Genomic DNA, 22,629 nt, shown 5'->3' with positions numbered 1-22,629 from the left:
ATTATAATTCAGCATGCTGCGGAGGTATAACATGAAAAAAATATCAATGGTAATAAATGCAGACGACAGGCTCGGACATATCTCTCCCGAGATATACGGACATTTTTCCGAGCATCTCGGAAGATGTATCTACAATGGTATATATGTGGGTGAAAATTCACCTATTCCGAATACAGACGGAATAAGGAATGATATCATCGAGGCGCTCAGAAATATAAAAGCTCCCGTTTTCCGCTGGCCCGGCGGCTGCTTTGCAGAAGAATATCAATGGCAGGACGGTATCGGCGAAAAATCTCTGCGCCGAAAGATCGTGAACACGAACTGGGGCGGAGTTACGGAGGATAATTCTTTTGGCACGCACGAATTTATGCGCTTCTGTGAGCTTGTTGGCTGCAAGCCTTATATAAACGGCAATGTTGGCAGCGGCAGTGTTCGTGAATTATCCGAATGGATAGAATATATGACCTCAGATGCGGAATCACCTCTCACAGAGCAGAGAAAGAAGAACGGCAGAGCCGAGCCGTGGAAACTCGAATACCTCGGTATCGGCAATGAAAACTGGGGCTGTGGAGGAAATATGCGTCCCGAATATTACGCCGACGTTTATAAAAGGTATCAGACATTCTGCCGCAATTATTCGGGAAACAGACTTTACAGAATAGCCTGCGGTTCAAGCTCTGCCGACTATAACTGGACAGAAGTCATGATGAAAAATCTTGACAGCAATAATGTTGATGCTATCGACCTGCATTATTATACGATGCCAGTATGGCCCGAAATGGAGTCTGCCACCGATTTTGACGATGAGCTTTATTATAAAACTATCGCTGCAGCGAACTTTTCCGATGAGCTTATCACAAGACATTCGGAGATAATGAACCGCTATGATCCTGAAAAGAAAATAGGACTTGTAATAGGAGAGTGGGGCTGCTGGCATAAGGTAGAAGAGGGTACGAACCCGGGATTTTTATATCAGCAGAATACAATGCGTGATGCTATCGTTGCTGCAATAGAGCTGAATGTTTTTAACAGACACAGCGACCGTGTTGTAATGGCAAACCTTGCGCAGGCGGTGAATGTTCTCCAATCGGTCATTCTTACAGAGGGCGATAAGATGATAAAAACGCCTACATATCACGTTTTCGACCTTTTTAAAACACACCAAAACAACGAGGCAGTTTACTGCTATACGCAGAACGAAAATATGTCGGAAGGTAAAAATGCTCCGATGATCTCGGTTTCCGCATCGGTGAACGAAAAGAGTATGACCGTTACCGCCGCAAACTGTTCGCTTACGGAAGAGGCTGCTGTTGAATGCAGCATTTTCGGATTTAAAGCATCATCAGTTTCTTGCAGGATACTTACAAACGAGGCGCACAGCTATAACGACTTCGACTGTCCCGACAGAGTGAGCATTACCGAGCATACGGCAGTCATCAAGGACAATGTGTTAAAGCTGAATATTCCGCCTTGTGCTGTTGTGGAATGTGTTGTTGACTAAATATTGGGGCATATTCACAGTGCATTTCGTTTTTATAATAAAAATATAAGCATAAGAGCTGCGTTTCATTAAAGAAGCGCAGCTCTTTGTTTTATAAAGTCATAATATGTTGGGCATTGTGCTCGCAAAAAAATAATACATAAAATGGGCTTCTGTTGATAAAATGTGAATGTGTTCACATTTGGGGATTTTCTCCTTATGTGCTACAATTGGGCAAGGAGGAAACCGAAGGATTTGCCAACATGACAAAACCGCCGCAACCAAACTCGGTTGCGGCGGTAATTTTATCTGCTATGAATTATTGTTCTTGCTGTAATACTCTGTCTGCTTATCGTAGACCACTTTCGGTGTGTAACGCTTTATGGCCTTGTTGTTTACCTTGATGTCAAGCTTTTCTACCCAGCTTGTTAATTTCTTCTGAAATTCATCGCTCTTCATTTCTTTCAGAAGATCTTCATGATTGTCCTTGGCATATTCTGTATCTCTGCCCTTAACATCGCCCTTGATAAGAATGTAATATGCGTTATCGTCCTCATAAGCTGTTGCAACGTCTGTGCTCATACCGCTTACTTCTTTGAGTATCTTGCCGTTTGTTGTGTCTTTCTGTGAATCGTCCATTGTGCCGTAATTCATCATCTTTTCATTTGCATACGGGTCAGGTGCAGAAGAAGAACTGTCTGTGGAAGAATCTGTGTCCGACGCTACTGTGCTTGAATCTGCTGTGCTGTCAGAAACTGAAGATGTGTCATCGCTTGCTATGGAGCTTGTGTCACTCTCTGCTACAGAAGAAGTGTCATCTGACGCTGTTGAACTGTCTGAGGCTGATGAATCGCTGTCAGCGGCGGAGCTTGAATCTGAGGCTTTCTTTGATGCAACATAATCATTGTATTCGTCTATAATGCTGTCAAAATCGTCAAACGAAACGCCCTGAGCCTTTTCAAGGAACTCATCTCTTTTTGCCTTGGCTTCCTCATTTGCAGCGTCTGCTGAGTCTGTAGAAGAATCGGTGGCTGATGATGAAGAATCAGTTGATGCTTTAGTTTTTGCAAAGGAAATGGATTTATATCTCAGGTAGTTATCATCAAGATACTTCACCATTTCATCGTCTGAAACAGCTTCCTCGCCGCCCTCTGCATAGTAGTGATCAAAAAGCTCTTCCCTCATTTTCGAGCCTTTGAGTGCAAGCTTTACAGATTCCTTTGAGATACCCTCTGACTCGTAAAACTCGCCCTGAGAATCCCATGTGCTGCTTATGCTGTCATTAATGGACTTTATATCTTCATCTGAAAGAGTAAGTCCAAGCTCGTTGAACTTGTCAACTACAGCCGCATACTCCTTAGTTGCAGTGAGAGCATAATCTGAAAGATACTCGTCAAATGCCTTTCCGTCTACCTTCTGATTGAAATAGTCCTTTTTGATGCCTTTCTGATAATACATCATCGTCATTTGATATGACATTTCTGTAAGCTCATTATAAATGTAGATACCTGCGTTTATCTTGCTGTCACCTACTGTCATTACATAGCTTGTGTCCGAGCAAGAGGTAAGGCTCGCAGTACAAAGCAATGCGGCAGTAAGAGCAGCCGTTATTTTTTTAGCTTTAGCCATTTTATTATCCATTTCCTTTCCGAAAAAATCGTCTTACTAACAGGCAGAAAACCGCCTTAACTTTTACATTATACTACATTTGAGCCTATAAGTCAAGTGGATATGTGTCTCTCACACGCAAAAACGGACGATCACTGACCGTCCGTTGTAATGCACTGATATTTTATCTATTGCTATTTCCTGTTTTTATGTCTTTCCAATTTACTTGCGTACATTATCTTATCCGCCTGTGTAAACATATCTTCAAGCTCGTGGACATCTGTTATATGTTTACAGATACCGCCTATACTAACGCTGACCTCAAACTCGTTACCTGCAAACTTGTTATATACCCTAAGACGGTCGTTGACCCTTGCAGAAAATCGTTCAGGATAGTTGTCGTTATAGTCGTTACAGCCTATCACCACAAACTCATCGCCGCCTACCCTTGCACATATCTCGTTATTTTTTGTCGATGCCAAAACTGCGTCTGCGATCGCTTTTATTGCAATATCACCGCAGTTATGGCCAAAATTATCATTTATCTTTTTAAGGCAGTCCAGATCGCAGACAGCGATAAAAGCCTTATTTTTCGGATTTGACATTCTGTCAACAACAAACTGGATATTTTTCTCAATGCCTATTCTCGAATAAACACCTGTCATAGCGTCACGGACTGCAAGATTAGCTATGGAGTTTCGTATCCGCATTGATTCCAGAGCATTGCTTACATGATTTGTCCAATTACGATAAGTGATATCTATCGATTTTATTTCGTCACCGTAAGACAATACAGCATAGCCATAGCACCGATCTATAAAATGTACCGGGGTGATAAAGAATGCACAAGGGCTTTCTCGTTCTTCATCCAGATCAGGAAATATCTCTTTGAGTTCAAAAGGATCATGAAGAGTTCTGCTTTTGCCGTCAACGTTTCTTATATAAAGCACCATATTTTCTGTATATTCCTTTGGAACAGTGGAGATCTCACCGACTATCTCATGCTCTCCGAGGCAATCCTCATTAAGGCAGAGATAATACCTCTCATGACCAATGATAAGATAGAGAAAATATTGTATCCTGGCCATCAGATCATCGGGATCTTTAGAGCAAGCCATTATATCGGTCATATTGCTGTCCAAAAAGTCATGATAATTCATCTTGTTCTGAGATGATAAAAGATCACGCTTTGTATAGCTATAATCCTCATGACAGCCGCAGGAAGCACCTATCTCCACCTTGCCGCCGTCCTCCATAAGTCCCTGCGGTTCAACGCCTTTGATCCTTGCTTCAATGGTCATTACTGCGTTCACGCCAGTTTCAAAGATCGGCGGTGAGCAAGAGGTTATAGCTGGCACGCAATGGATAGCCTCGTCTATTGCGTCATAACCTGCAACTATCATATCCTCAGGCACGCTCAAACCGTTTTTCTGATATTCATGTACAACGCCTATGGCCATATAATCTCCACAGCAAACGATAGCGTCAGGCTTTTTACGTCTGCCATAGATGATATTATTTGCCACCTCTGCCGCTTTATCATACCAGAAGCCTCCGTCAAAGCAGACAAAGTCCGGATCATACTCTATGCCATGCTTTTCAAGGGCACGCTTATATCCCGCAAGCCGTTCACGAGTGGTGGCAGTCTCCAGCGCACCGCTCAAAAAAAGTATCTTCCTGCATCCATGGACCTCGATAAGATGTTCTGTCAATTGCATAAAGGGTATTTCGTCACGGGTATAAATACTTTCATAGTCCTTATAGCTTCCATCTATAAAAACCACAGGAACATGACATTTCTCATCTATATCCCTGCATATTTTGTCAAAAAGCCCAGGCATTTTTAATGTATCTGCCAAAACGATAACGCCATCGAGCTTATCATAATTTATAGCGTCATATATCTGCATTTCTCCAACAGACACTGCTTTTAAGAATGACACTTTGACAAAGCTTGTGAAGATAAGCACATCATAGTCAAGCTGAAAAGCCTTTGTCATTACGCCTTTCAGCAATCTTTCCTGATAATAGCTTTCTGCCTCAGACAATATCACTCCAATGCGTTTTCTTCCCAAAATGTCTCACCTTCTCTATAATGTTGCATTTAGACGCACTGCACCCTACAGTCATTCAAATATTATACCACATTTGCCACGAGTTGTCAAAGGCATTTTGTGAATTTTCGTAAACTTTTTAACGACTTTTTTATTTTAGTGGTAAAATTATTAAGCTGTTTTCAATATTACCAATACATATATTTGATTAAATTTGTTATAAATCAACTAAACAATTTGCTTAATCGTTTTCGAAGTTGCGAAAACTTTCGGTAACATGTTCATATAGAAAATAAAATGAAAACTTTTCAGAATATTGTTAATAAAGCATCGCAGAGAAAACTTTTTTTACACAGTACTTCTGAATAAGAAAAGAACAAAAAAAGTTTCAAAAATGTCTTGACAAGTAAAAGATCATATGGTATAATATTAAAGTCGCTTAGATAGTGTGACACATATAAAAAAATGATAAACTGGAGAAGTCGCCTAGCCCGGTTTATGGCGCACGACTGGAACTCGTGTATGGGTTAATAGCTCATCGAGGGTTCGAATCCCTCCTTCTCCGCCAAAAAATCTCGTAAACACGTTGTTTGCGAGACTTTTTTATTTTCTAAAGATATGACACGAAAAAAACTTAATAAGCAAAAAAAATCGGACAGCCCGAAGACTGTCCGATTGAATGTTTTTGTGATTATTCTATGGTCGTGATGTCGCTTCCGAACCAAGTTGTTGATATCTCAGCGAGCTTGCCGTCCTGCTTCATTTCGTGAAGGATCTCCTCGATCTTGTCGCAAAGTGCCTGATCACCAAGTCTGAAGCCGATAGCGTACTCCTCTGGGTCAAGGCCGTCAGGAAGCACCTTGTAATCCTTGCCTGATGTGGATATCTCGTAGTTTGCAACTACTGAGTCAAGGAACGCTGCGTCTACCATGTTAAGCTCCAACTGCTGGAGGGCTTCAACATTTGTTGCAAGCTCTGTTGTTGTCGCACCATTTGCTACAACGTCAGATGCAAGAAGTGTTTCCTGTGCTGTTGAGCCGTTCTGTACGGCAATGTTCTTGCCTGCAAGATCAGCCTGTGAAGCAACGTCGCTTGAGCCGTTTACAACGAACACCATTTCATTCTTCATGTAAGGCTCGCTCATGAGCATTACTTTCTTTCTCTCATCGCTGACAGAAAGACCATTCCAGATACAATCTATTGTGCCTGCATTAAGGTCCTGCTCCTTTGTATCCCAGTTTACAGAGTAAGTTTCAAGCTCTACACCAAGTCTTGAGCAAACTTCCTTTGCAACGTCGATATCAAAGCCTACGATGTTGTCGTTCTCGTCTGTGTAGCCCATTGGCTTGAATGTTGGGTCAAGACCAAGCACAAGCTTGCCTGAATCAAGAACTTTCTGAAGTGAGTTATCTTCGCCTGTTGCAGCGGCTGTGCTGTTTGTGCCTGCTGCTGATGAAGAATCAGATGTGCTTCCGCAGCCTACAGCCAAAAGCATCATGGCAGCAGCGGAAAGTGATGCGATAGTCTTAAAAATAGATCTTTTCATTATTAACTTCCTTTCGGGTATCTTCAAAATACCATTTCATACGTTTTAACACTTTAATATAATAACATATTATAACGTCACTGTCAATTATCATTATTGCCCAAACCTTTGCAGGCTGTGGGTGCTTTTTCATAGAAAATGACCGCAGATAGGCGAAAATCAGCACTTACCAAGCTTTTTGGCTCTTTCCATGAATCTTGCATACTTGCCTATTACCGCTTCTCCCTGTGTGATACCTGCATTTTTCAGTATCTCCAAAGGCTTTTCGGGATAGTCGGCTGTATATTCAAGTTCCAACTCATAGTCTGTCAAGCCGAGATATTCGCTTTTGTCAAGGCATATCTCAACATGGTCGAAATCGGTGCAGAGCTTGCGCTGAGTATGCAAAGAGCCTGCAAGGTCAGCGGCAGGGAAATCTCTCCCCACAAGCTGTGAAAGCTCCTGTGCGGTGAGCTTTTCTGGCAGGCTGTCAAGCTGTTGTTCATACTCTTTTTTCACATGAAGTGCACCGTTTTCGGAGATAGGTGCTTTAAGCTGCAAAAAATACTTATCCCCTATTTGTCTTACCCTGATACTTGTCATGCCCGTATCCTGCTGTGGAATATAATAAAAATTGGTCTGCTCTATTATTTTGTTCCACTGAAAAAGCTTTTCAGCGGTGTTATATTGTTCTTTTGTGAGAGAAATTTTTATCTCACGCTCTATATTTTCGTTCATGATATCCTCCTGCTTTAATACTTTATTATATTATAACAATATCACAATACAATGTCAACATGAATATGGTTGACAAATTCCCATAAAAATAGTAGAATTTAAGTATATGATTTTAAGGAGAGTTTGAGATGTCAAGAATATTGACTCCACAGCAGAAGATAGAGCGGAGCATCGTTACTGATTTTCGCAGAGATATATGGAATAAATTCGTAATGGGATATGAGCGTTACGATATGATAAAGCCGGGGGACAAAATAGCGGTGTGCATATCAGGCGGAAAGGACTCAATGCTTCTTGCTAAGTGTATGCAGCATTTGCAGAAATATCAAGGCATGGACATAGGGCTGGAGTTTATTGTAATGAACCCCGGTTACAGTGACGCCAACAGACAGAGAATAATCGACAATGCGGCACTTATGGGAATACCCATAAAGATGTTTGAGACGAAAGTTTTTGACATTGCATACAACACAAAACGCAACCCATGCTATCTTTGTGCAAGAATGAGACGTGGCTGGCTTTACAAATTTGCGCAGGATCTTGGGTGCAACAAGATAGCTTTGGGACATCATTTTGATGATGTTATAGAAACCATACTCATGAGCATGGTATACGGAGGACAGATTCAGACTATGATGCCGAAGCTACACTCGAGGAACTACGCAGGCATGGAGCTTATCAGACCACTGTACATGGTGAAAGAGGCGGACATTATCCGCTGGGTGGAGCAGAACGATCTGCATTTTATCCGCTGTGCCTGCCGTTTCACTGAGAGCTACGAGGGTTCAGAGAAAAAGGGTGAGGTATCAAAGCGGCAGGAAATGAAGGAGCTTATAGCAAAGTTTCGTGCCACCAATCCCAACATCGAAAACAATATCTTCAAGAGCGTTTATAACGTCAATCTGCGTACTGTGATACAATACGAATACAAAGGCAAGAAGTACAATTTTATGGACACATATGATGATTACGACCCAAGCGTTCAGGCAGATGACGGTGATGATGAGGGAATAGAGTAAAAAAGTTGTGAAAAGGGCTTGACAAAGCGGCAGAGATAGTGTATAATATATTACTGTAATTGGTTTGCTGCTATGGCTCAGTAGGTAGAGCACGTCCTTGGTAAGGACGAGGTCACCGGTTCAAGCCCGGTTAGCAGCTCCAGCAAAACAGCTATTAAATTGCGTAAATGCGTGGTTTGATAGCTGTTTTTGTTTTGTGTGATGTTCTGTGATATTCCTTGAAAATTTACGATAAGGGACTATGTAGTGGAACATAGATTATGATGTCAAAGCTTTTTTCGTGCAAGAATTGTATAGCAAAAAAAACAGCCGACAGAGTTATTATTCTCTGTCGGCTTTGATCAAGCTTCATCATCCGTAACATCAGTCGAATCAACAAATTCACATGGTGTTAGTAGCGGTGGCATAAATGCCGCTTTCGTTAATTGTGAAATAACAAAAACAGATTCTGCGATTGAAGTAAAACATAAAGTATTAATTTCATCGTTATTCCAATTATCGATTTTTTCAACTAATTGCGGAAAATTTTCTTCTTTAATATCCCATGAAACTAAATATTCAACTGTAATAGCAAAAAGCTGCGGTGGATTCATTGAAATATTTCTGGAAAATACAACTAATAATTTATCACCTGATTTACTGAGTTTAGAATGAAAATTATCTGCTACATCAACATTTAATTCATCATTTTCAGTATCTGTTGGTAAGGACTTATATTCAATTTTTTTGAGAGACAGCTGCGGATTGCTTATAATTTCCTGTAAAACCATTAAATACACCTCCGTTATATGACAAAAAAGTTCTATGACCAACCATTGATCTACTTGTGTTAACTTTTTCAAAAGCTCTTTCTATATTGGCGGCCTTACAACCTACGGAAAGTACCGGAGAATACATTTTTAAACACTCACTAAATCCGCTTGCTTTTCCTACAAATTTACTAAGAGCCAAGTTGATACATTGGTTAATGCTAACGCCCTCAATAATTGAAAGTTCAGCAATTTCACGATGCAAAGACTTTGGTATTCTCAGTAAAATTTTGCCGCTATATTCAATATTTTTAGTAACGATTTCTTCTGGAATTGGTATGCCATACTTTTTTGAAGTTTTAATGCACTCCTGCTCCAATTCTTCAAAAAGCTTTAATGCTTCATCTACAGTTTCGCCTTGAGCCACGCAACCTTTTAAGCATTTACTCTTAATACAATAGAACTCGTGCCCCTCAACTTCCATTTTTTGAACATCAAATCCATATCTCATGTTAATTCCTCCCTTATCATATCAAGCAAATCCTTCAACTGCTTTATGTAAACCTCGCCAACACATTTTCCGTGTTTTGGAACGGGTATTACATAACCTAATTTAGGATAAACAATTTTGGGATGATTTCCACCACTATCTAAAATACAACCGAAATGCGTCATTACACTAACTACTTCATCGAACGTTATATCATTAGGTATAGGTTTATTATAAAACTTTTTCATTGCCTTATCAATTTTTGACAAATTACAAGCACCGCCTCAAAAGCTCAATATGATATTATATATAATATCATTGGTTGAATCGTTTGTCAATAGGTTTTATTAAAATAATATGAAAAAAATAATGGCATTTATTCCTTAAGAACAAAAAAACAGCCGCCTCAGACCCATAAAAGTCCGAGACGGCTGTCTTACTACCTACTTAATCTTTATTTTCTGCCCTGCATAAATAATGTTCGGGTTCTTGATACCATTGTTCTTGACAAGCTTCGCAACAGTGGTCTTGTAACGCCGTGCGATGCCCGAGAGTGTGTCACCACGCTTCACAGTATAAGTCACTGTCTTCTTGGCGTGGCTTGCAGACGGCTTGCTAGTCGGTCTGATAGCCTGCTTCTTGAAGCCGTTCAGCCCTGCCGCCTTGATCTTCGCAGGATAGTCCACATAGCAGATGTCCATATCAACATTGCCGCTGATACCGCTGACTCTGCCTGTGGAGCTGTACTGCCACATACCATATGTTCTGCCGTAGTTGCAACGTGAGCCGTACTCAGCGACCCAAAGAGCATATCTCTTAGCGACGTAGGCAGATATGTACTGCTGTAAAGGCGAACGGCTGATATACAGTCCTGCCCAATAGCCTGCGTGTTCAAGTGCATTGCAGAAAGTCTTGACAAGGCTGTTGCAAAATGCTCTGCCCTTTGCGAACTGTGAACGCTCCTCGAGATCGAAGTATATCGGATACTCAAACGTCTTGCCCTTGATAGCGTTGATACAAGTTTGAGCCTCTGCCTTTGCGTCAGCGACAGTTGCCGCATAGCTGTACCAGTAAGCACCGACCTTTAGCCCTGCCGCTTTAGCCGCCTTGTAGTTTTTTTCAAAATATGGGTCTTTCTGATGTGCGTACTTGCCGAAGCCTGCACGAATGATAACATAGTCGATACCAGCCGCTTTTACTTTTTTGAAGTCAATGTTCTGCTGATACTGTGAAACGTCAATACCCTTGAATGTCTTTGCCATAAAATTACTTCCTTTCTAAATCATCAATCCTGTGATTAGCCACCTTGATTTTCTCGTCGATCAAAGCATAATCTTGTTCAAGCTTGTAAGTCCGAGCAATAACGGAATTGTGCTTATCCACACGCTCAGACAGCTTGTCTATCTTGTACTCTATCAGCTTTTGGCTGTCGTACTGTGCCTGCTGCATAGTCTTACGGCTGTTAGATGCTATAACGAGCTGACACACTACCGCCGAAGCAGCTGTTATCAGTGCAACTATTATCGCTTCCGTCACTCGTCATCACCTGACTTTCTTTTGGCGCTCTGCGTGCCAAAGTAGAACGAGATCACCACCGTAAACACCGTGATGAACTGCTCTGCTGAGATCGTGCGTCGAAGTGCCAGCACGCAAAACACCGCTGTCAAGAACAGCGTTACAATGGACTTTACATCAATGAGTTTCGCTAACTTCTGCTTCATGGTATACCTCCTTTGTTATCATCTCATACTCCTCAGCCGTGATCCACTTGCCGACGGCGGCGTGCACCATAGCAACCGACCACAAACGGCTGTCATAGTATCTCTTGACCTTTGCATAGTTTTTACTCATCGCCGCCCACCTCCAACTCAACACCGTTCAGCATAGCCAGAAAATCAACGTTTGCCTTTATTCTGTCTATCTCGGTGACTTTGGGCTTGCGAAAATTGTCTTCCGTCAGCCCTGCGGCTTTCAGCATTTCTTCTTGTAGCTCTGTCATGTTGTACCTCCTATCTCTGACAGTTTGACGATGTATTCTTCTTCGCTTGGCACTGGTATGTGATAGTTGTCATTGCTGTTTTTGAAAATCACTGAACCGCCTGCCTCAACTGTTAGATTTCGCAGAAAGTCGTCGTCAATTAGGGTTGATATGTCCGTTACGATTTGGGTTTCCAATTCGTAATATAGCATTACGCCCTGCATTGCCTGTTTGAATGCGGTAGCGTCGGTGTAGGACGTATCGTTGACATAAACAAATCCGTCAACGTTCGGTGATGCTCCATAAAGAAGTATCTCTAAACCAAGACAAATAGGCAGGCTATGAAAAGAGCTTTACACTCCTATCAAGGAGAGTAAGGCTCTTGCTATTTTCATTAGCTGATTTCATCTTTAGTTTTCTCCTTACACATTATGTTTTCCTCAGTGAAAAACAAGAAAAAAGAGTACCAGAGTGATTGACTATTTGGGCGAATTGTGGTATAATTGTATAAATACCGTCGATTATGGAGGTAATGATTATGGATCGCAAACTGATTGAGAAATATATTAACAGTTTTGATAAGAAAATTGTTTCTGTATTAGATTTAGATAAGTGTAAAATCGAGTATTCGGGCATAAAGACTGGAAGAGATATTCGTGACATTCCAGGCGATGAAGAAGTGTCACGAGCCTTTTTGCTTACTCGTCTTGTAAATGAACTCGGTTACCCAGCCGATCGAATCGAGATAGAAACAGAATATACAGCAGGTCGCCCTCATACTATAACAAGTAGAATTGATGTCATTGTCAGAGATAGTAATGGCGATGCTTTTTTGTTTATCGAATGTAAATCTCCAGATGCTTATGCCTCGGAAGATAAAGATCAGTTAATCAAAGAGCAGCTTTATAAAGTTGCAGGGATGGAGAAGAACGAAGGGCACAAAGTAAAGTATCTTGTTCTGTACACTACAAACGATACAAAGGGTAGCGTTTACGATGAGTGTATCATCATTGATACTGAAAAATATCCAACTTTTACTGATTGGGAAAATGGTCGTAACTCAACTAATACGCTTCCTGCAAGATATGGAAAAGCACAAAAAACACCTTATGTAAAGGCATCTTCAAAGGATCTCGAAACTGATTTCAATAATGAGATGCTTACTCAGCTTCAGATTGATTTACATAATGTTCTTTGGGGTGGCGGAGGAACAGATGACAACGAAGTTTTCTCCTCATTAACAAACCTCATTCTTGCTAAGATTCAAGACGAGGATGAAAAGGAAGATGGCGATACTTATGATTTTCAATCCCTTACTTTTGATAAGGGCGGTGATGAAGAGTTTGAAACTAACGAGCAGCTCTTCGATCGTATAAATGATCTGTATCGTAGAGCATTATCGTCTAAACTCTATATCAATGATACAAAGGAACTTGAGAAATCATACGTTATTGACACCAAGAAGTTCGCACTTTCAAAATTGAAGTATGCCGTTCAGAAAATGGAAGGTCTTTCTTTTGTTGATGGAAAAAACAGTTTAAGCGGAAAAGATATACTCGGTGATTTCTTTGAGGGTATTATCCGAAACGGCTTTAAACAGAGCAAAGGTCAATTCTTCACACATATAAATATTGTAAGATTTATGCTTTATGCTATCCAGGCTGACCGGCTTGCTATAAAGCGTATAAAGAACGATTTGGAAATACCATATATGGTTGATCCTTCAGCAGGAAGCGGAACATTTCTGATTGAATATATGAAGTTCATAACCCTCAACATGAAGTATCGTAATCGTGGTGCTACAGGGTATAACGCTGATTTGGGAACAGCAAGAAAAGTTAAAGACGCACTTGCTGAATGGTTTGGAATTGATAATCGTGAAAACAGATGGGCCGCAAAATTCATTTACGGTTCTGAAATCAATTTTAACTTAGGCACTGCTACAAAGGTCAATATGATTTTGCACGGTGATGGTTCTACAAATATATTTGTGAAGGACGGATTATTGCCTTTTTCTCAGTATGTCAAAGAATCATCTCCTAACGTACTCCATGACAGCAAAGATGATGCTTTGTATCAAGATAAATCAGTAAATGGTAATTTTGATTTAATTCTTACCAATCCTCCGTTCAGTGTTGAACTCGATAATGATACGAAAAAATCACTGAAAAAAGGATTTCTTTTTGGAGATAAGAAAAACTCCGAAAATCTCTTTATTGAAAGATGGTATCAGTTGCTCCGTGAAAATGGGAGACTTGCAGCAGTGTTGCCTGAAAGCGTGTTCGATACGTCGGAGAATAAGTATATCAGATTGTTCATTTACAAGTATTTCAAGGTGAAGGCTGTTGTTTCTTTGCCCCAGCTTGCTTTTGAGCCATTTACTTCTACTAAGACAAGCATATTATTTGCTCAGAAGAAAACACAAGCCGAAATTGAAAAATGGAACAAGATATGGGTTGATGTATCAAAACAGTATTCGCAGCTTAAAACAAGAACAGAAAACATTATTGATGTAGTTGATGGCAAGAAAGCGAAGGCGAAACTTCCGTCTATCAAAAATCTGACGGAAAAAGAAGAAGCTGAAGTTATAAAGGCAATGCTTCAATCATACCTTTCTCCTGCTGATAAGGATAAGAGTGTAGTTGAGCTTGTTACAAAATACCGTTCAGAGCTTACGACTATCACTAAATTAGATAAGGATTTGCAGGACTATTTTGGTTATGTAAATGTTTGGTGGGTGTTCTCCGATGTTGCAAAGCAGCTGTCTTATGATATTTTTATGGCTGAGGTTGACAGCATCGGCTACAAGAGAACGACTCGATCTGAGAAAGAAACAATTAACGAGCTTTATCGTTCGGTAAATAATAATGAACCTGTTGTTGACGATAATGTAGTAGAAACCGTGCTTGATGAAATGAGAAAAATCGAATGGGATTGAAGGTGAGTAAATGATAAAGCAAGCTACTATAAACAGCTCGACTTTCAGTATAAGCGGTCAATGCAGATGCGATGCGAAATACGGAATTTTTGTTTCACAGGATTCGTGGAATGCTTTTCAATATAATGGACAACTGCAAGCATTATCTGATTTGCTCATACCACTCCCCATAAGCAAAGTTAGTAAGGGAGAGCTGAATGATGATTACTATTTAATAAATATTTCGGATCAAACACCAGGCGAAGGAATAATTAATGAAAACAATGTTGCCGTTGCTGACGTATTGAATTCTGACAAAACTATACTCTCAGACTGCGATATTCTTGTTTCAAAACTCGGAATGACAAGAGGGTATATATATTTAAAGCCTGAATCCAAAATGCCGTTGATAGGTTCATCTGAATTTATCCCATATAAGCTCAGAGATAATGCTCATGTACGGTAAAGAAGCAAGCAACCGAAAACAATAGATAGACCGCCAGCACTACACTATTCCGAACCAAAGACCAAAAGATAAGCATTTTGAGAAAATCTAAACTTTTGGATTTTCCTACAATGCCGACTACGGCGGAATCCCTCCCACTCCTTATATATTTCTTTCTGTATACATTGAATTTGTATTTAGTAAAATGCAGACAACACCACGGATCGGCTTTTGGCTGGACAATTCCAACCAAACACCGCAGCAGACAGTAGAAACCATTCTGAACGTTAGGAAGCCGGTATGATTGTTACATATAAGGGGAAGAAAAATTTCTTTTAGATACTTGTTTTCCTAAAACTGATGTGATATAATAATTCTATTCTAGAAAAGGAGTAAAAAATATGCGGCAAGGTATTCTTAAATAAAACTATAATCAAATAGTGGGAACAAAGGATTATGATAGTCCCTTTTGTAGGGGCTTAGTTTTTTGTACCCAATTTAAGAATACTTTTGCCTTATCAGTTTTGACATATCCCCAAAAACAGCACTCACAAACAGGTGTATGCTGTATATGTGTATGTCCGCAAATTATCATCCCCAGTGGTAAAAGTATTTTACTGCTGGGGATTTTTATGCCCTTCGGGGCAGTAAAGGGAGGACAATCACATGAAAATAATCAATATTGGAATTCTTGCCCATGTAGACGCTGGAAAGACGACCTTGACGGAGAGCCTGCTATATGCCAGCGGAGCCATTTCAGAACCGGGGAGCGTCGAAAAAGGGACAACGAGGACGGACACCATGTTTTTGGAGCGGCAGCGTGGGATTACCATTCAAGCGGCAGTCACTTCCTTCCAGTGGCACAGATGTAAAGTCAACATTGTGGATACGCCCGGCCACATGGATTTTTTGGCGGAGGTGTACCGCTCTTTGGCTGTTTTAGATGGGGCCATCTTGGTGATCTCCGCTAAAGATGGCGTGCAGGCCCAGACCCGTATTCTGTTCCATGCCCTGCGGAAAATGAACATTCCCACCGTTATCTTTATCAACAAGATCGACCAGGCTGGCGTTGATTTGCAGAGCGTGGTTCAGTCTGTTCGGGATAAGCTCTCCGCCGATATTATCATCAAGCAGACGGTGTCGCTGTCCCCGGAAATAGTCCTGGAGGAAAATACCGACATAGAAGCATGGGATGCGGTCATCGAAAATAACGATGCATTATTGGAAAAGTATATCGCAGGAGAACCAATCAGCCAGGAAAAACTTGCGCGGGAGGAACAGCGGCGGGTTCAAGAAGCCTCCCTGTTTCCGGTCTATCATGGCAGCGCCAAAAAGGGCCTTGGCATTCAACCGTTGATGGATGCGGTGACAGGACTGTTCCAACCGATTGGGGAACAGGGGAGCGCCACCCTATGCGGCAGCGTTTTCAAGGTTGAGTACACCGATTGCGGCCAGCGGCGTGTCTATCTGCGGCTATACAGCGGAACGCTGCGCCTGCGGGATACGGTGGCCCTGGCCGGGAGAGAAAAGCTGAAAATCACAGAGATGCGTATTCCATCCAAAGGGGAAATTGTTCGGACAGACACCGCTTATCCGGGCGAAATTGTTATCCTTCCCAGCGACAGCGTGAGGTTAAACGATGTATTAGGGGATCAAACCCGGCTCCCTCGTAAAAGGTGGCGCGAGGACCCCCTCCCCATGCTGCGGACGACGATTGCGCCGAAAACGGCAGCGCAAAGAGAACGGCTGCTGGACGCTCTTACGCAACTTGCGGATACTGACCCGCTTTTGCGTTGCGAAGTGGATTCCATCACCCATGAGATCATTCTTTCTTTTTTGGGCCGGGTGCAGTTGGAGGTTGTTTCCGCTTTGCTGTCGGAAAAATACAAGCTTGAAACAGTGGTAAAGGAACCCACCGTCATTTATATGGAGCGGCCGCTCAAAGCAGCCAGCCACACCATCCATATCGAGGTGCCGCCCAACCCGTTTTGGGCATCTATCGGACTGTCTGTTACACCACTCCCGCTTGGCTCCGGCGTACAATACGAGAGCCGGGTTTCGCTGGGATACTTGAACCAGAGTTTTCAAAACGCTGTCAGGGATGGTATCCGTTACGGGCTGGAGCAGGGCTTGTTCGGCTGGAACGTAACGGACTGTAAGATTTGCTTTGAATACGGGCTTTATTACAGTCCAGTCAGCACGCCGGCGGACTTCCGCTCATTGGCCCCGATTGTATTGGAACAGGCATTGAAGGAATCGGGGACGCAGCTGCTGGAACCTTATCTCTCCTTCACCCTCTATGCGCCCCAGGAATACCTTTCCAGGGCTTATCATGATGCACCGAAATACTGTGCCACCATCGAAACGGCCCAGGTAAAAAAGGATGAAGTTGTCTTTACTGGCGAGATTCCCGCCCGCTGTATACAGGCATACCGTACTGATCTGGCCTTTTACACCAACGGGCAGAGCGTATGCCTTACAGAGCTAAAAGGGTATCAGGCCGCTGTCGGCCAGCCGGTCATCCAGCCCCGCCGTCCAAACAACCGCCTGGACAAGGTGCGCCATATGTTTCAGAAGGTAATGTAAAGATACATAATCGTCAAGACGGCAACAATCAGAAGTTATGGAGGGTAACAATGGAATATCGTAAGGAAGATTTAATGGAAGCAAAAAAGCAAATTTTGGGAGTGGGAGAGAACATGGGAACAGAGGAAAGTAAAAAAATCTGGGAGGAGAACGCACAATTTTGGGATAATGCAATGGGTGACGAATCTAATGAATTTCACAGAGAGGTAGTGCGTCCCAAAGTAACGGAACTTCTATCTCCTAATCCTGCGGATTATATTTTGGATATTGCGTGTGGCAATGGAAATTATTCTTCGTATCTTGCACAAAGAGGCGCTTCGGTTGTCGCTTTTGATTACAGCAAAAAAATGATAGAATTGGCTAAAAGACGGCAATCACAATATGCAAAACAAATTGAATTTTGTGTGGCGGATGCGACCAATAGAAAAAGTATATTAGAATTAAAAAGAAATCGAGCCTTTACTAAAGCAGTTTCTAATATGGCAATTATGGATATTACGGATATTGAACCACTTCTTATGGCTGTTTATGAACTGTTGCAGGAAAGCGGAATTTTTGTCTTTGCAACGCAACACCCTTGTTTTGTCACGTTGACTGAAAAATATATGACACCGCACAGTTACTATGATATAGCGATTGAAGGGCAACCGAAAGAGCAGATTTATTATCATCGTTCCATACAAGATATTTTTAACCTTTGTTTTAGAGCTGGATTTGTCATTGATGGATTTTATGAAGAATGTTTCAAAACCAACAAAGAAATTCCTATGGTAATGATAGTAAGGCTTAAGAAGGTAAAACGTGATACCTTACAATAAATTCAAGTTTGTCGGGTAAATAGCAAAGCCAGCCGAGCCAGCGGGCGGTCAAGATGAACGGGCTTCGCCCACCGTTGACAGCCCCGCCCGGTTTCGCAGTTAGGCAGTCAAGGAGCGACAGCAAGGAGTGCTGCCGCCCCGCACTATTATTCAGAGAGGGGGAATTTCCATGACCGAAGATGAAGCCTACAAGGTGCATATCCAGTACACATTCAATGCCTTTTGCAAGGTAGTCATTCGTCACGCAGCCATAGATAAAATCTTGAAGCTGCGCCGGAGGTGGGAACGGGAAGTTTCCCTTGATTATCTGATGAGTGAAAAGTTTGTCCAGCTTGCCGAGCCGGAGTAGCTTGAAGAATATCTTTTTACCGCCTGCGGCCAGACCGCCGTTCTGTATCATGCGGAGCTTGCCGCCGCCCTTGCCCTTTTGCCGGAGCAGACGCAGGAAGAAATTTTTCGTTACTATTTCCTGCGCCAGCCGCAGCGAGTGATCGGCGTACATATTGGCCGGACACGCAGCACAGCGGGGCGGCATATCCGGCTTGCCTTGCAGCGGTTAAGGCGGCTCATGGAGGGAAATGACTATGAGTAAACTTCTCCCCTATGAAACAATCGTCAAAGCCCATGAGGGCGACCCGGACGCAATCGACACCATTCTTTCCCACTATGCCGGATATATCCGCTACTGTTCCAAAGTACACGGGAAAGTCAACGCCGAAGTTGAGGAACATATAAAGCAACAGCTCATTGCCGCCCTGTTCAAATTTCGCTTTGACCGATAAACAAAGAACAAACACTGGCTGTCATTAGCGGTTTCACTCCAGCCAGTTTACAATTCATCTATTCCTAAAGGAAGCAGGTCATAGTATAATAGAACCAACGACAAATATACTTTTAGGGGAGATATAGCAATATGAAAAGTAATAAATACTTAACTATTGGCTTATTAACAGGATTTATTGTCGGTGGTTGCATAGGTGTGTTGGCATGGGCGTTTTTGCAAAATCTTTTTGCTATTTCTATTTGTGCAGGTATCGGAATGTTGATTGGAATTGTTATAGGTACATTGATTGATTATGAAAAAAATAATCATCAAGAGAAATAGAAAAAATGCACAATGCCTTAAAGGGAAAACAGGAATTTATTGTGCTATCCATCATCGGGCCAACCTGACCTGAACTTTCAAAACTGAATATCCACCGCCCATCGGCGGCCAGCGAAAGCAGTAAGTCTGAAAAAGATTTGCTGCTTTTTTCTTTATCCGTTTGGCAAAATCGCAAAGTCATCCGTAGTAGGTAGGTGAAGCCGGAAACAAAAAATTTTCTGCGGCGGTAGCCAAATCTGCATTTTCTGTATTTCTAAGGCAAAGGAAAATTTGAGAAAATTCCCGGCAAGCGGGTAGCTGGCGGCCTTTGAAATGTATCTTTAGCGGAAAGAAAGAACTGCGGGTAAAAATCGCCCCACGCCGTAAGATTTTTGCAGAAATCCGGCCAAAACAGGCGGCAGCTATACGAGTAGTAAGTGCAAGGGGAAATCTACGGCTTACTTAGAGCAAGTTTCTACCACGGTGCCAAAATCCGCAATTCTGCGGTTTTGCCCCTCGCGGGAAACTTGTTGGGGAGTGCCTTCCCCAAACCCTGCTATGCGGCTTACGCCGCAAAAATATTTCTGTCCGGCAGACAGGAAATGCCCCGAAAATAGCTAACAGACCAGCCCATTTTTTGTGATAAGTGAAAGGAGGTTTACAGCCCATGCCGAAGCGATACAACACCCCCCACCGCAGCCATGTTGTGAAAACCCGGCTGACCGATGAAGAATACGCCGACTTCACAGAACGGCTTGCGCCCTATGGTATCAGTCAGTCCGAATTTCTCCGGCAGGCCATCCGGCGCACTACCATACGCCCCGTACTCCATGTGTCGTCAGTCAATGACGAGCTGCTCTCCGCTGTCGGGAAGCTCACAGCCGAGTACGGCAGGATTGGCGGCAATCTCAACCAGATTGCCCGCACCCTCAACGAGTGGCATAGCCCCTACCCGGCTATGGCAAAGGAATTGCGGGAAGCGGCCGCCGACCTTGCCGCCCTCAAGTATGAAGTCCTAAAGAAAGTAGGTGACGCCGTTGGCAACACTCAAGCATTTAGGCTCTAAGAACGCCGACTACGGAGCCGCCGAACAATACCTGCTCTTTGAGCATGACGAATTTACTATGAAGCCCGTCCTTGATGAAAACGGCAGGCTTATCCCCCGTGAGGATTATCGCTTGTCCACGCTGAACTGCGGCGGCGAGGATTTTGCCGTTGCGTGTATGCGCTCCAATCTCCGCTATGAGAAAAATCAGCGGCGGGAGGATGTGAAAAGCCACCACTATATCATCAGCTTTGACCCACGGGACGGGCCGGACAACGGCCTGACCGTAGACCGGGCGCAGGCGTTGGGGGAGCAATTCTGTAAAGAGCATTTCCCCGGCCATCAGGCCCTTGTCTGCACCCACCCGGACGGGCATAACCACAGCGGCAACATCCATGTGCATATCGTCATTAACAGCCTGCGGATAGAGGAAGTGCCGTTCCTGCCCTACATGGACAGGCCAGCGGACACGAAAGCCGGGTGCAAGCACCGCTGCACCGACGCAGCCCTACGCTACTTCAAGTCCGAGGTCATGGAGATGTGCCACCGGGAAGGACTTTACCAAATCGACCTCTTGAACGGCAGCAAGAACCGTGTCACAGACCGGGAATATTGGGCGCAGAAAAAGGGACAGGCCGCACTGGACAAGCAGAACGCCCCCATGATTGCAGGCGGTATCACGCCCCGGCAGACCAAGTTTGAAACGAACAAGGAGAAGCTGCGGCAGACCCTACGGAAAGCCCTTGCCACCGCTGCCAGCTTTGACGAGTTTTCCTCTCTGCTGTTGCGGGAGGGTGTGACCGTCAAGGAGAGCCGGGGGCGGCTGTCCTACCTCACGCCAGACAGGACGAAGCCTATCACCGCCCGGAAGCTGGGCGGCGACTTTGACCGCACCGCCGTCCTTGCCGTTTTGGAGCAGAACGCCCAGAGGGGCGTAACGGTTCGCTACACCCCGCAGCACCAAGCCGCCAGAGCCGCCGAACAGACCGCAGCCATACCCGAATACCTACACGCCGGGAAAGGCCGCTTACAGGGCGAAAAGACAGGGAAAATCGACCCCAGACAGGACAGTGTGCAGCGGCTTGTGGACATTGAGCAGAAGATGGCCGAGGGCAAGGGCAAAGGCTATGAACGATGGGCGAAGATACACAATCTGAAACAGGCCGCCAAGACCCTGACCATCTACCAACAGTACGGCTTTTCTTCCCCGGAACAGCTTGAAGCCGCCGTTGCTACCGCCTATCAGGAAATGCGCCAGACCAGCGGCGAACTGAAAGCACTGGAAACGAAGCTGCAAGGGAAAAGGGAGTTGCGGCAACAGGTACTTGCCTATGCCAAGACCAAGCCCATCCGCGAGGGGCTGAAAGCGCAGAAATCCGAGAAAGCCCGCGCCGCATACCGCCAGGCAAACGAGAGCGATTTTATCATAGCCGAAGCCGCCGCCCGGTATTTCAAGGCACAGGGGCTTACCAAGCTGCCCGGCCGAAAAGCGTTGCAGGCCGAGATCGAGCAGCTTATCTCCGAGAAAGACGGCCTGTACAACACCTATCACGAACAGAAGCAGCGGTTCAGGGAGTTGCAGACCGTCAAGCGGAACATCGACCAGATTTTGCGCCGGGAAGAGCCGCACCGCAGAAAGGAGCAGAGCCATGAACGATAAGCCGTCCCGCATGGACTACCGCCAGCACCAGGCAGCCCGCCGCCTTGTGCATGAGTGCTGTAACTACGACGAGGGGAACTGCCTGCTGTTAGACGACGGGGAGCCTTGCGTGTGCGTCCAGAGCATTTCCTATTCCCTCATGTGCCGCTGGTTCCGTGTGGCTGTCCTGCCCCTTGACGGGGAGCTGGCCGCAGCCCTCTTGTACCGGGGGAGCCGGAAACGCTGCGCGGTCTGCGGGGCGGCCTTTGTCCCCAAATCCAACCGGGGGAAATACTGCCCCGGCTGCGCCGGGTGCATGAAGAAACGCAAAGCCGCCGAGAGAAAGCGGAAACAAAGGCAGAAATGTCACGCTTTAGAGCCTTTCAAACCCGCATAAATCAAGGCTTTTTTCGTGGGTGTCAAAGGGTATGCGATACATTTATCCTTTCCCCCC

Annotated in this window: 25 protein-coding genes and 2 tRNA genes; 13 read left to right on the top strand and 14 right to left on the bottom strand. The window is 43.8% G+C overall.

Going from position 1 to position 22,629, the window contains the following annotated elements:
* Positions 1-31: 31 nt before the first annotated feature.
* Positions 32-1,501 (top strand): alpha-N-arabinofuranosidase, encoded by a 1,470-nt coding sequence (locus tag OCV57_RS00750; RefSeq protein WP_195551221.1) that lies wholly within the window; start codon positions 32-34, stop codon positions 1,499-1,501.
* A 291-nt stretch (positions 1,502-1,792) separates the two neighbouring features.
* Here the strand turns inward: OCV57_RS00750 and OCV57_RS00745 are convergent, their stop codons facing one another.
* Together OCV57_RS00745 and OCV57_RS00740 are read right to left on the bottom strand one after the other, a co-directional pair.
* Positions 1,793-3,109 carry a hypothetical protein gene (locus tag OCV57_RS00745; protein WP_195551222.1) on the bottom strand — a complete coding sequence of 439 codons (1,317 nt, stop codon included), beginning with the start codon at positions 3,107-3,109 and terminating at the stop codon, positions 1,793-1,795.
* Between the two features lie 173 nt (positions 3,110-3,282).
* Positions 3,283-5,163 (bottom strand): substrate-binding and GGDEF domain-containing protein, encoded by a 1,881-nt coding sequence (locus OCV57_RS00740; RefSeq protein ID WP_267300215.1) that lies wholly within the window; start codon positions 5,161-5,163, stop codon positions 3,283-3,285.
* Positions 5,164-5,617: 454 nt separating this feature from the next.
* Between OCV57_RS00740 and OCV57_RS00735 the strand changes: the two genes are divergently transcribed.
* Positions 5,618-5,710 (top strand) — tRNA-Ser (locus OCV57_RS00735).
* 123 nt (positions 5,711-5,833) lie between these two features.
* On the opposite strand, the gene OCV57_RS00730 is transcribed toward OCV57_RS00735, so the two are convergent.
* Both OCV57_RS00730 and OCV57_RS00725 read right to left on the bottom strand, forming a co-directional pair.
* Positions 5,834-6,688, bottom strand: a complete 855-nt coding sequence (locus tag OCV57_RS00730) for an amino acid ABC transporter substrate-binding protein (RefSeq protein ID WP_022287469.1) — start codon at positions 6,686-6,688, stop codon at positions 5,834-5,836.
* Positions 6,689-6,847: 159 nt separating this feature from the next.
* Positions 6,848-7,405, bottom strand: coding sequence for a CYTH domain-containing protein (locus OCV57_RS00725; protein ID WP_267300214.1), 558 nt, complete (start codon positions 7,403-7,405; stop codon positions 6,848-6,850).
* A 128-nt stretch (positions 7,406-7,533) separates the two neighbouring features.
* Between OCV57_RS00725 and OCV57_RS00720 the strand changes: the two genes are divergently transcribed.
* Together OCV57_RS00720 and OCV57_RS00715 are read left to right on the top strand one after the other, a co-directional pair.
* On the top strand, positions 7,534-8,424 hold the full coding sequence (locus tag OCV57_RS00720; RefSeq protein ID WP_267300213.1) for a tRNA lysidine(34) synthetase: 891 nt from the start codon (positions 7,534-7,536) through the stop codon (positions 8,422-8,424).
* A 66-nt stretch (positions 8,425-8,490) separates the two neighbouring features.
* Positions 8,491-8,566: transfer RNA gene (locus OCV57_RS00715), tRNA-Thr, on the top strand.
* Positions 8,567-8,765: 199 nt separating this feature from the next.
* On the opposite strand, the gene OCV57_RS00710 is transcribed toward OCV57_RS00715, so the two are convergent.
* From OCV57_RS00710 to OCV57_RS00670, 9 genes are all read right to left on the bottom strand, one after another.
* Positions 8,766-9,194 carry a hypothetical protein gene (locus OCV57_RS00710; RefSeq protein WP_267300212.1) on the bottom strand — a complete coding sequence of 143 codons (429 nt, stop codon included), beginning with the start codon at positions 9,192-9,194 and terminating at the stop codon, positions 8,766-8,768.
* Positions 9,142-9,684 (bottom strand): type II toxin-antitoxin system HicB family antitoxin, encoded by a 543-nt coding sequence (locus OCV57_RS00705; protein ID WP_267300211.1) that lies wholly within the window; start codon positions 9,682-9,684, stop codon positions 9,142-9,144. The genes OCV57_RS00710 and OCV57_RS00705 overlap by 53 nt, the downstream gene beginning before the upstream one ends.
* The gene (locus tag OCV57_RS00700; RefSeq protein WP_267300210.1) at positions 9,681-9,932 is read right to left on the bottom strand and encodes a type II toxin-antitoxin system HicA family toxin; all 252 of its coding nucleotides are present in this window, start codon (positions 9,930-9,932) and stop codon (positions 9,681-9,683) included. Before OCV57_RS00700 ends, OCV57_RS00705 begins: the two co-directional genes overlap by 4 nt.
* Positions 9,933-10,106: 174 nt before the next feature.
* The gene (locus tag OCV57_RS00695; protein WP_267300209.1) at positions 10,107-10,925 is read right to left on the bottom strand and encodes a GH25 family lysozyme; all 819 of its coding nucleotides are present in this window, start codon (positions 10,923-10,925) and stop codon (positions 10,107-10,109) included.
* Positions 10,926-10,929: 4 nt separating this feature from the next.
* Positions 10,930-11,199 carry a hypothetical protein gene (locus OCV57_RS00690; protein WP_117939623.1) on the bottom strand — a complete coding sequence of 90 codons (270 nt, stop codon included), beginning with the start codon at positions 11,197-11,199 and terminating at the stop codon, positions 10,930-10,932.
* Positions 11,196-11,384, bottom strand: a complete 189-nt coding sequence (locus OCV57_RS00685) for a hypothetical protein (RefSeq protein ID WP_117939621.1) — start codon at positions 11,382-11,384, stop codon at positions 11,196-11,198. Before OCV57_RS00685 ends, OCV57_RS00690 begins: the two co-directional genes overlap by 4 nt.
* Positions 11,356-11,514, bottom strand: a complete 159-nt coding sequence (locus tag OCV57_RS00680) for an XkdX family protein (protein WP_267300208.1) — start codon at positions 11,512-11,514, stop codon at positions 11,356-11,358. The genes OCV57_RS00685 and OCV57_RS00680 overlap by 29 nt, the downstream gene beginning before the upstream one ends.
* Positions 11,507-11,662: a hypothetical protein gene (locus OCV57_RS00675; RefSeq protein ID WP_267300207.1), complete on the bottom strand. Its 156-nt coding sequence runs from the start codon at positions 11,660-11,662 to the stop codon at positions 11,507-11,509. The genes OCV57_RS00680 and OCV57_RS00675 overlap by 8 nt, the downstream gene beginning before the upstream one ends.
* Complete coding sequence (locus OCV57_RS00670) at positions 11,659-11,853, bottom strand: hypothetical protein (RefSeq protein WP_267300206.1); 195 nt, start codon at positions 11,851-11,853, stop codon at positions 11,659-11,661. The genes OCV57_RS00675 and OCV57_RS00670 overlap by 4 nt, the downstream gene beginning before the upstream one ends.
* A gap of 326 nt (positions 11,854-12,179) precedes the next feature.
* On the opposite strand from OCV57_RS00670, the gene OCV57_RS00665 reads away from it, so the two are divergent.
* The 4 genes from OCV57_RS00665 (at position 12,180) to OCV57_RS00650 (ending at position 18,407) form a co-directional block, all read left to right on the top strand.
* Positions 12,180-14,579, top strand: a complete 2,400-nt coding sequence (locus tag OCV57_RS00665) for a type I restriction-modification system subunit M (RefSeq protein ID WP_267300205.1) — start codon at positions 12,180-12,182, stop codon at positions 14,577-14,579.
* A 10-nt stretch (positions 14,580-14,589) separates the two neighbouring features.
* Complete coding sequence (locus tag OCV57_RS00660; protein WP_267300204.1) at positions 14,590-15,024, top strand: hypothetical protein; 435 nt, start codon at positions 14,590-14,592, stop codon at positions 15,022-15,024.
* 645 nt (positions 15,025-15,669) lie between these two features.
* Complete coding sequence (gene tet(W) / locus OCV57_RS00655; RefSeq protein WP_267300203.1) at positions 15,670-17,589, top strand: tetracycline resistance ribosomal protection protein Tet(W); 1,920 nt, start codon at positions 15,670-15,672, stop codon at positions 17,587-17,589.
* Between the two features lie 50 nt (positions 17,590-17,639).
* Positions 17,640-18,407, top strand: a complete 768-nt coding sequence (locus OCV57_RS00650; RefSeq protein ID WP_004010385.1) for a class I SAM-dependent methyltransferase — start codon at positions 17,640-17,642, stop codon at positions 18,405-18,407.
* On the opposite strand, the gene OCV57_RS14455 is transcribed toward OCV57_RS00650, so the two are convergent.
* The gene (locus OCV57_RS14455; protein ID WP_174255853.1) at positions 18,376-18,909 is read right to left on the bottom strand and encodes a hypothetical protein; all 534 of its coding nucleotides are present in this window, start codon (positions 18,907-18,909) and stop codon (positions 18,376-18,378) included. The genes OCV57_RS00650 and OCV57_RS14455 overlap by 32 nt on opposite strands.
* Before the next feature lie 82 nt (positions 18,910-18,991).
* Between OCV57_RS14455 and OCV57_RS00640 the strand changes: the two genes are divergently transcribed.
* The 5 genes from OCV57_RS00640 (at position 18,992) to OCV57_RS00620 (ending at position 22,572) form a co-directional block, all read left to right on the top strand.
* Positions 18,992-19,189, top strand: coding sequence for a helix-turn-helix domain-containing protein (locus OCV57_RS00640; protein ID WP_001909500.1), 198 nt, complete (start codon positions 18,992-18,994; stop codon positions 19,187-19,189).
* A 131-nt stretch (positions 19,190-19,320) separates the two neighbouring features.
* Positions 19,321-19,512, top strand: coding sequence for a hypothetical protein (locus OCV57_RS00635; protein ID WP_000841357.1), 192 nt, complete (start codon positions 19,321-19,323; stop codon positions 19,510-19,512).
* 646 nt (positions 19,513-20,158) lie between these two features.
* Entirely contained in the window at positions 20,159-20,557 is a 399-nt protein-coding gene (locus tag OCV57_RS00630; protein WP_001126628.1) for a plasmid mobilization protein, read from the top strand.
* Positions 20,529-22,196, top strand: coding sequence for a relaxase/mobilization nuclease domain-containing protein (locus OCV57_RS00625; RefSeq protein ID WP_009249723.1), 1,668 nt, complete (start codon positions 20,529-20,531; stop codon positions 22,194-22,196). Before OCV57_RS00630 ends, OCV57_RS00625 begins: the two co-directional genes overlap by 29 nt.
* Positions 22,186-22,572 (top strand): cysteine-rich VLP domain-containing protein, encoded by a 387-nt coding sequence (locus OCV57_RS00620; RefSeq protein WP_000998386.1) that lies wholly within the window; start codon positions 22,186-22,188, stop codon positions 22,570-22,572. Before OCV57_RS00625 ends, OCV57_RS00620 begins: the two co-directional genes overlap by 11 nt.
* The last annotated feature ends 57 nt before the right edge of the window (positions 22,573-22,629 follow it).

This window comes from Hominimerdicola aceti, from assembly GCF_025567495.1.
GTDB classification, from domain to species: domain Bacteria; phylum Bacillota; class Clostridia; order Oscillospirales; family Ruminococcaceae; genus Hominimerdicola; species Hominimerdicola aceti.
This window is presented reverse-complemented; position numbering and strand designations above follow the sequence as displayed.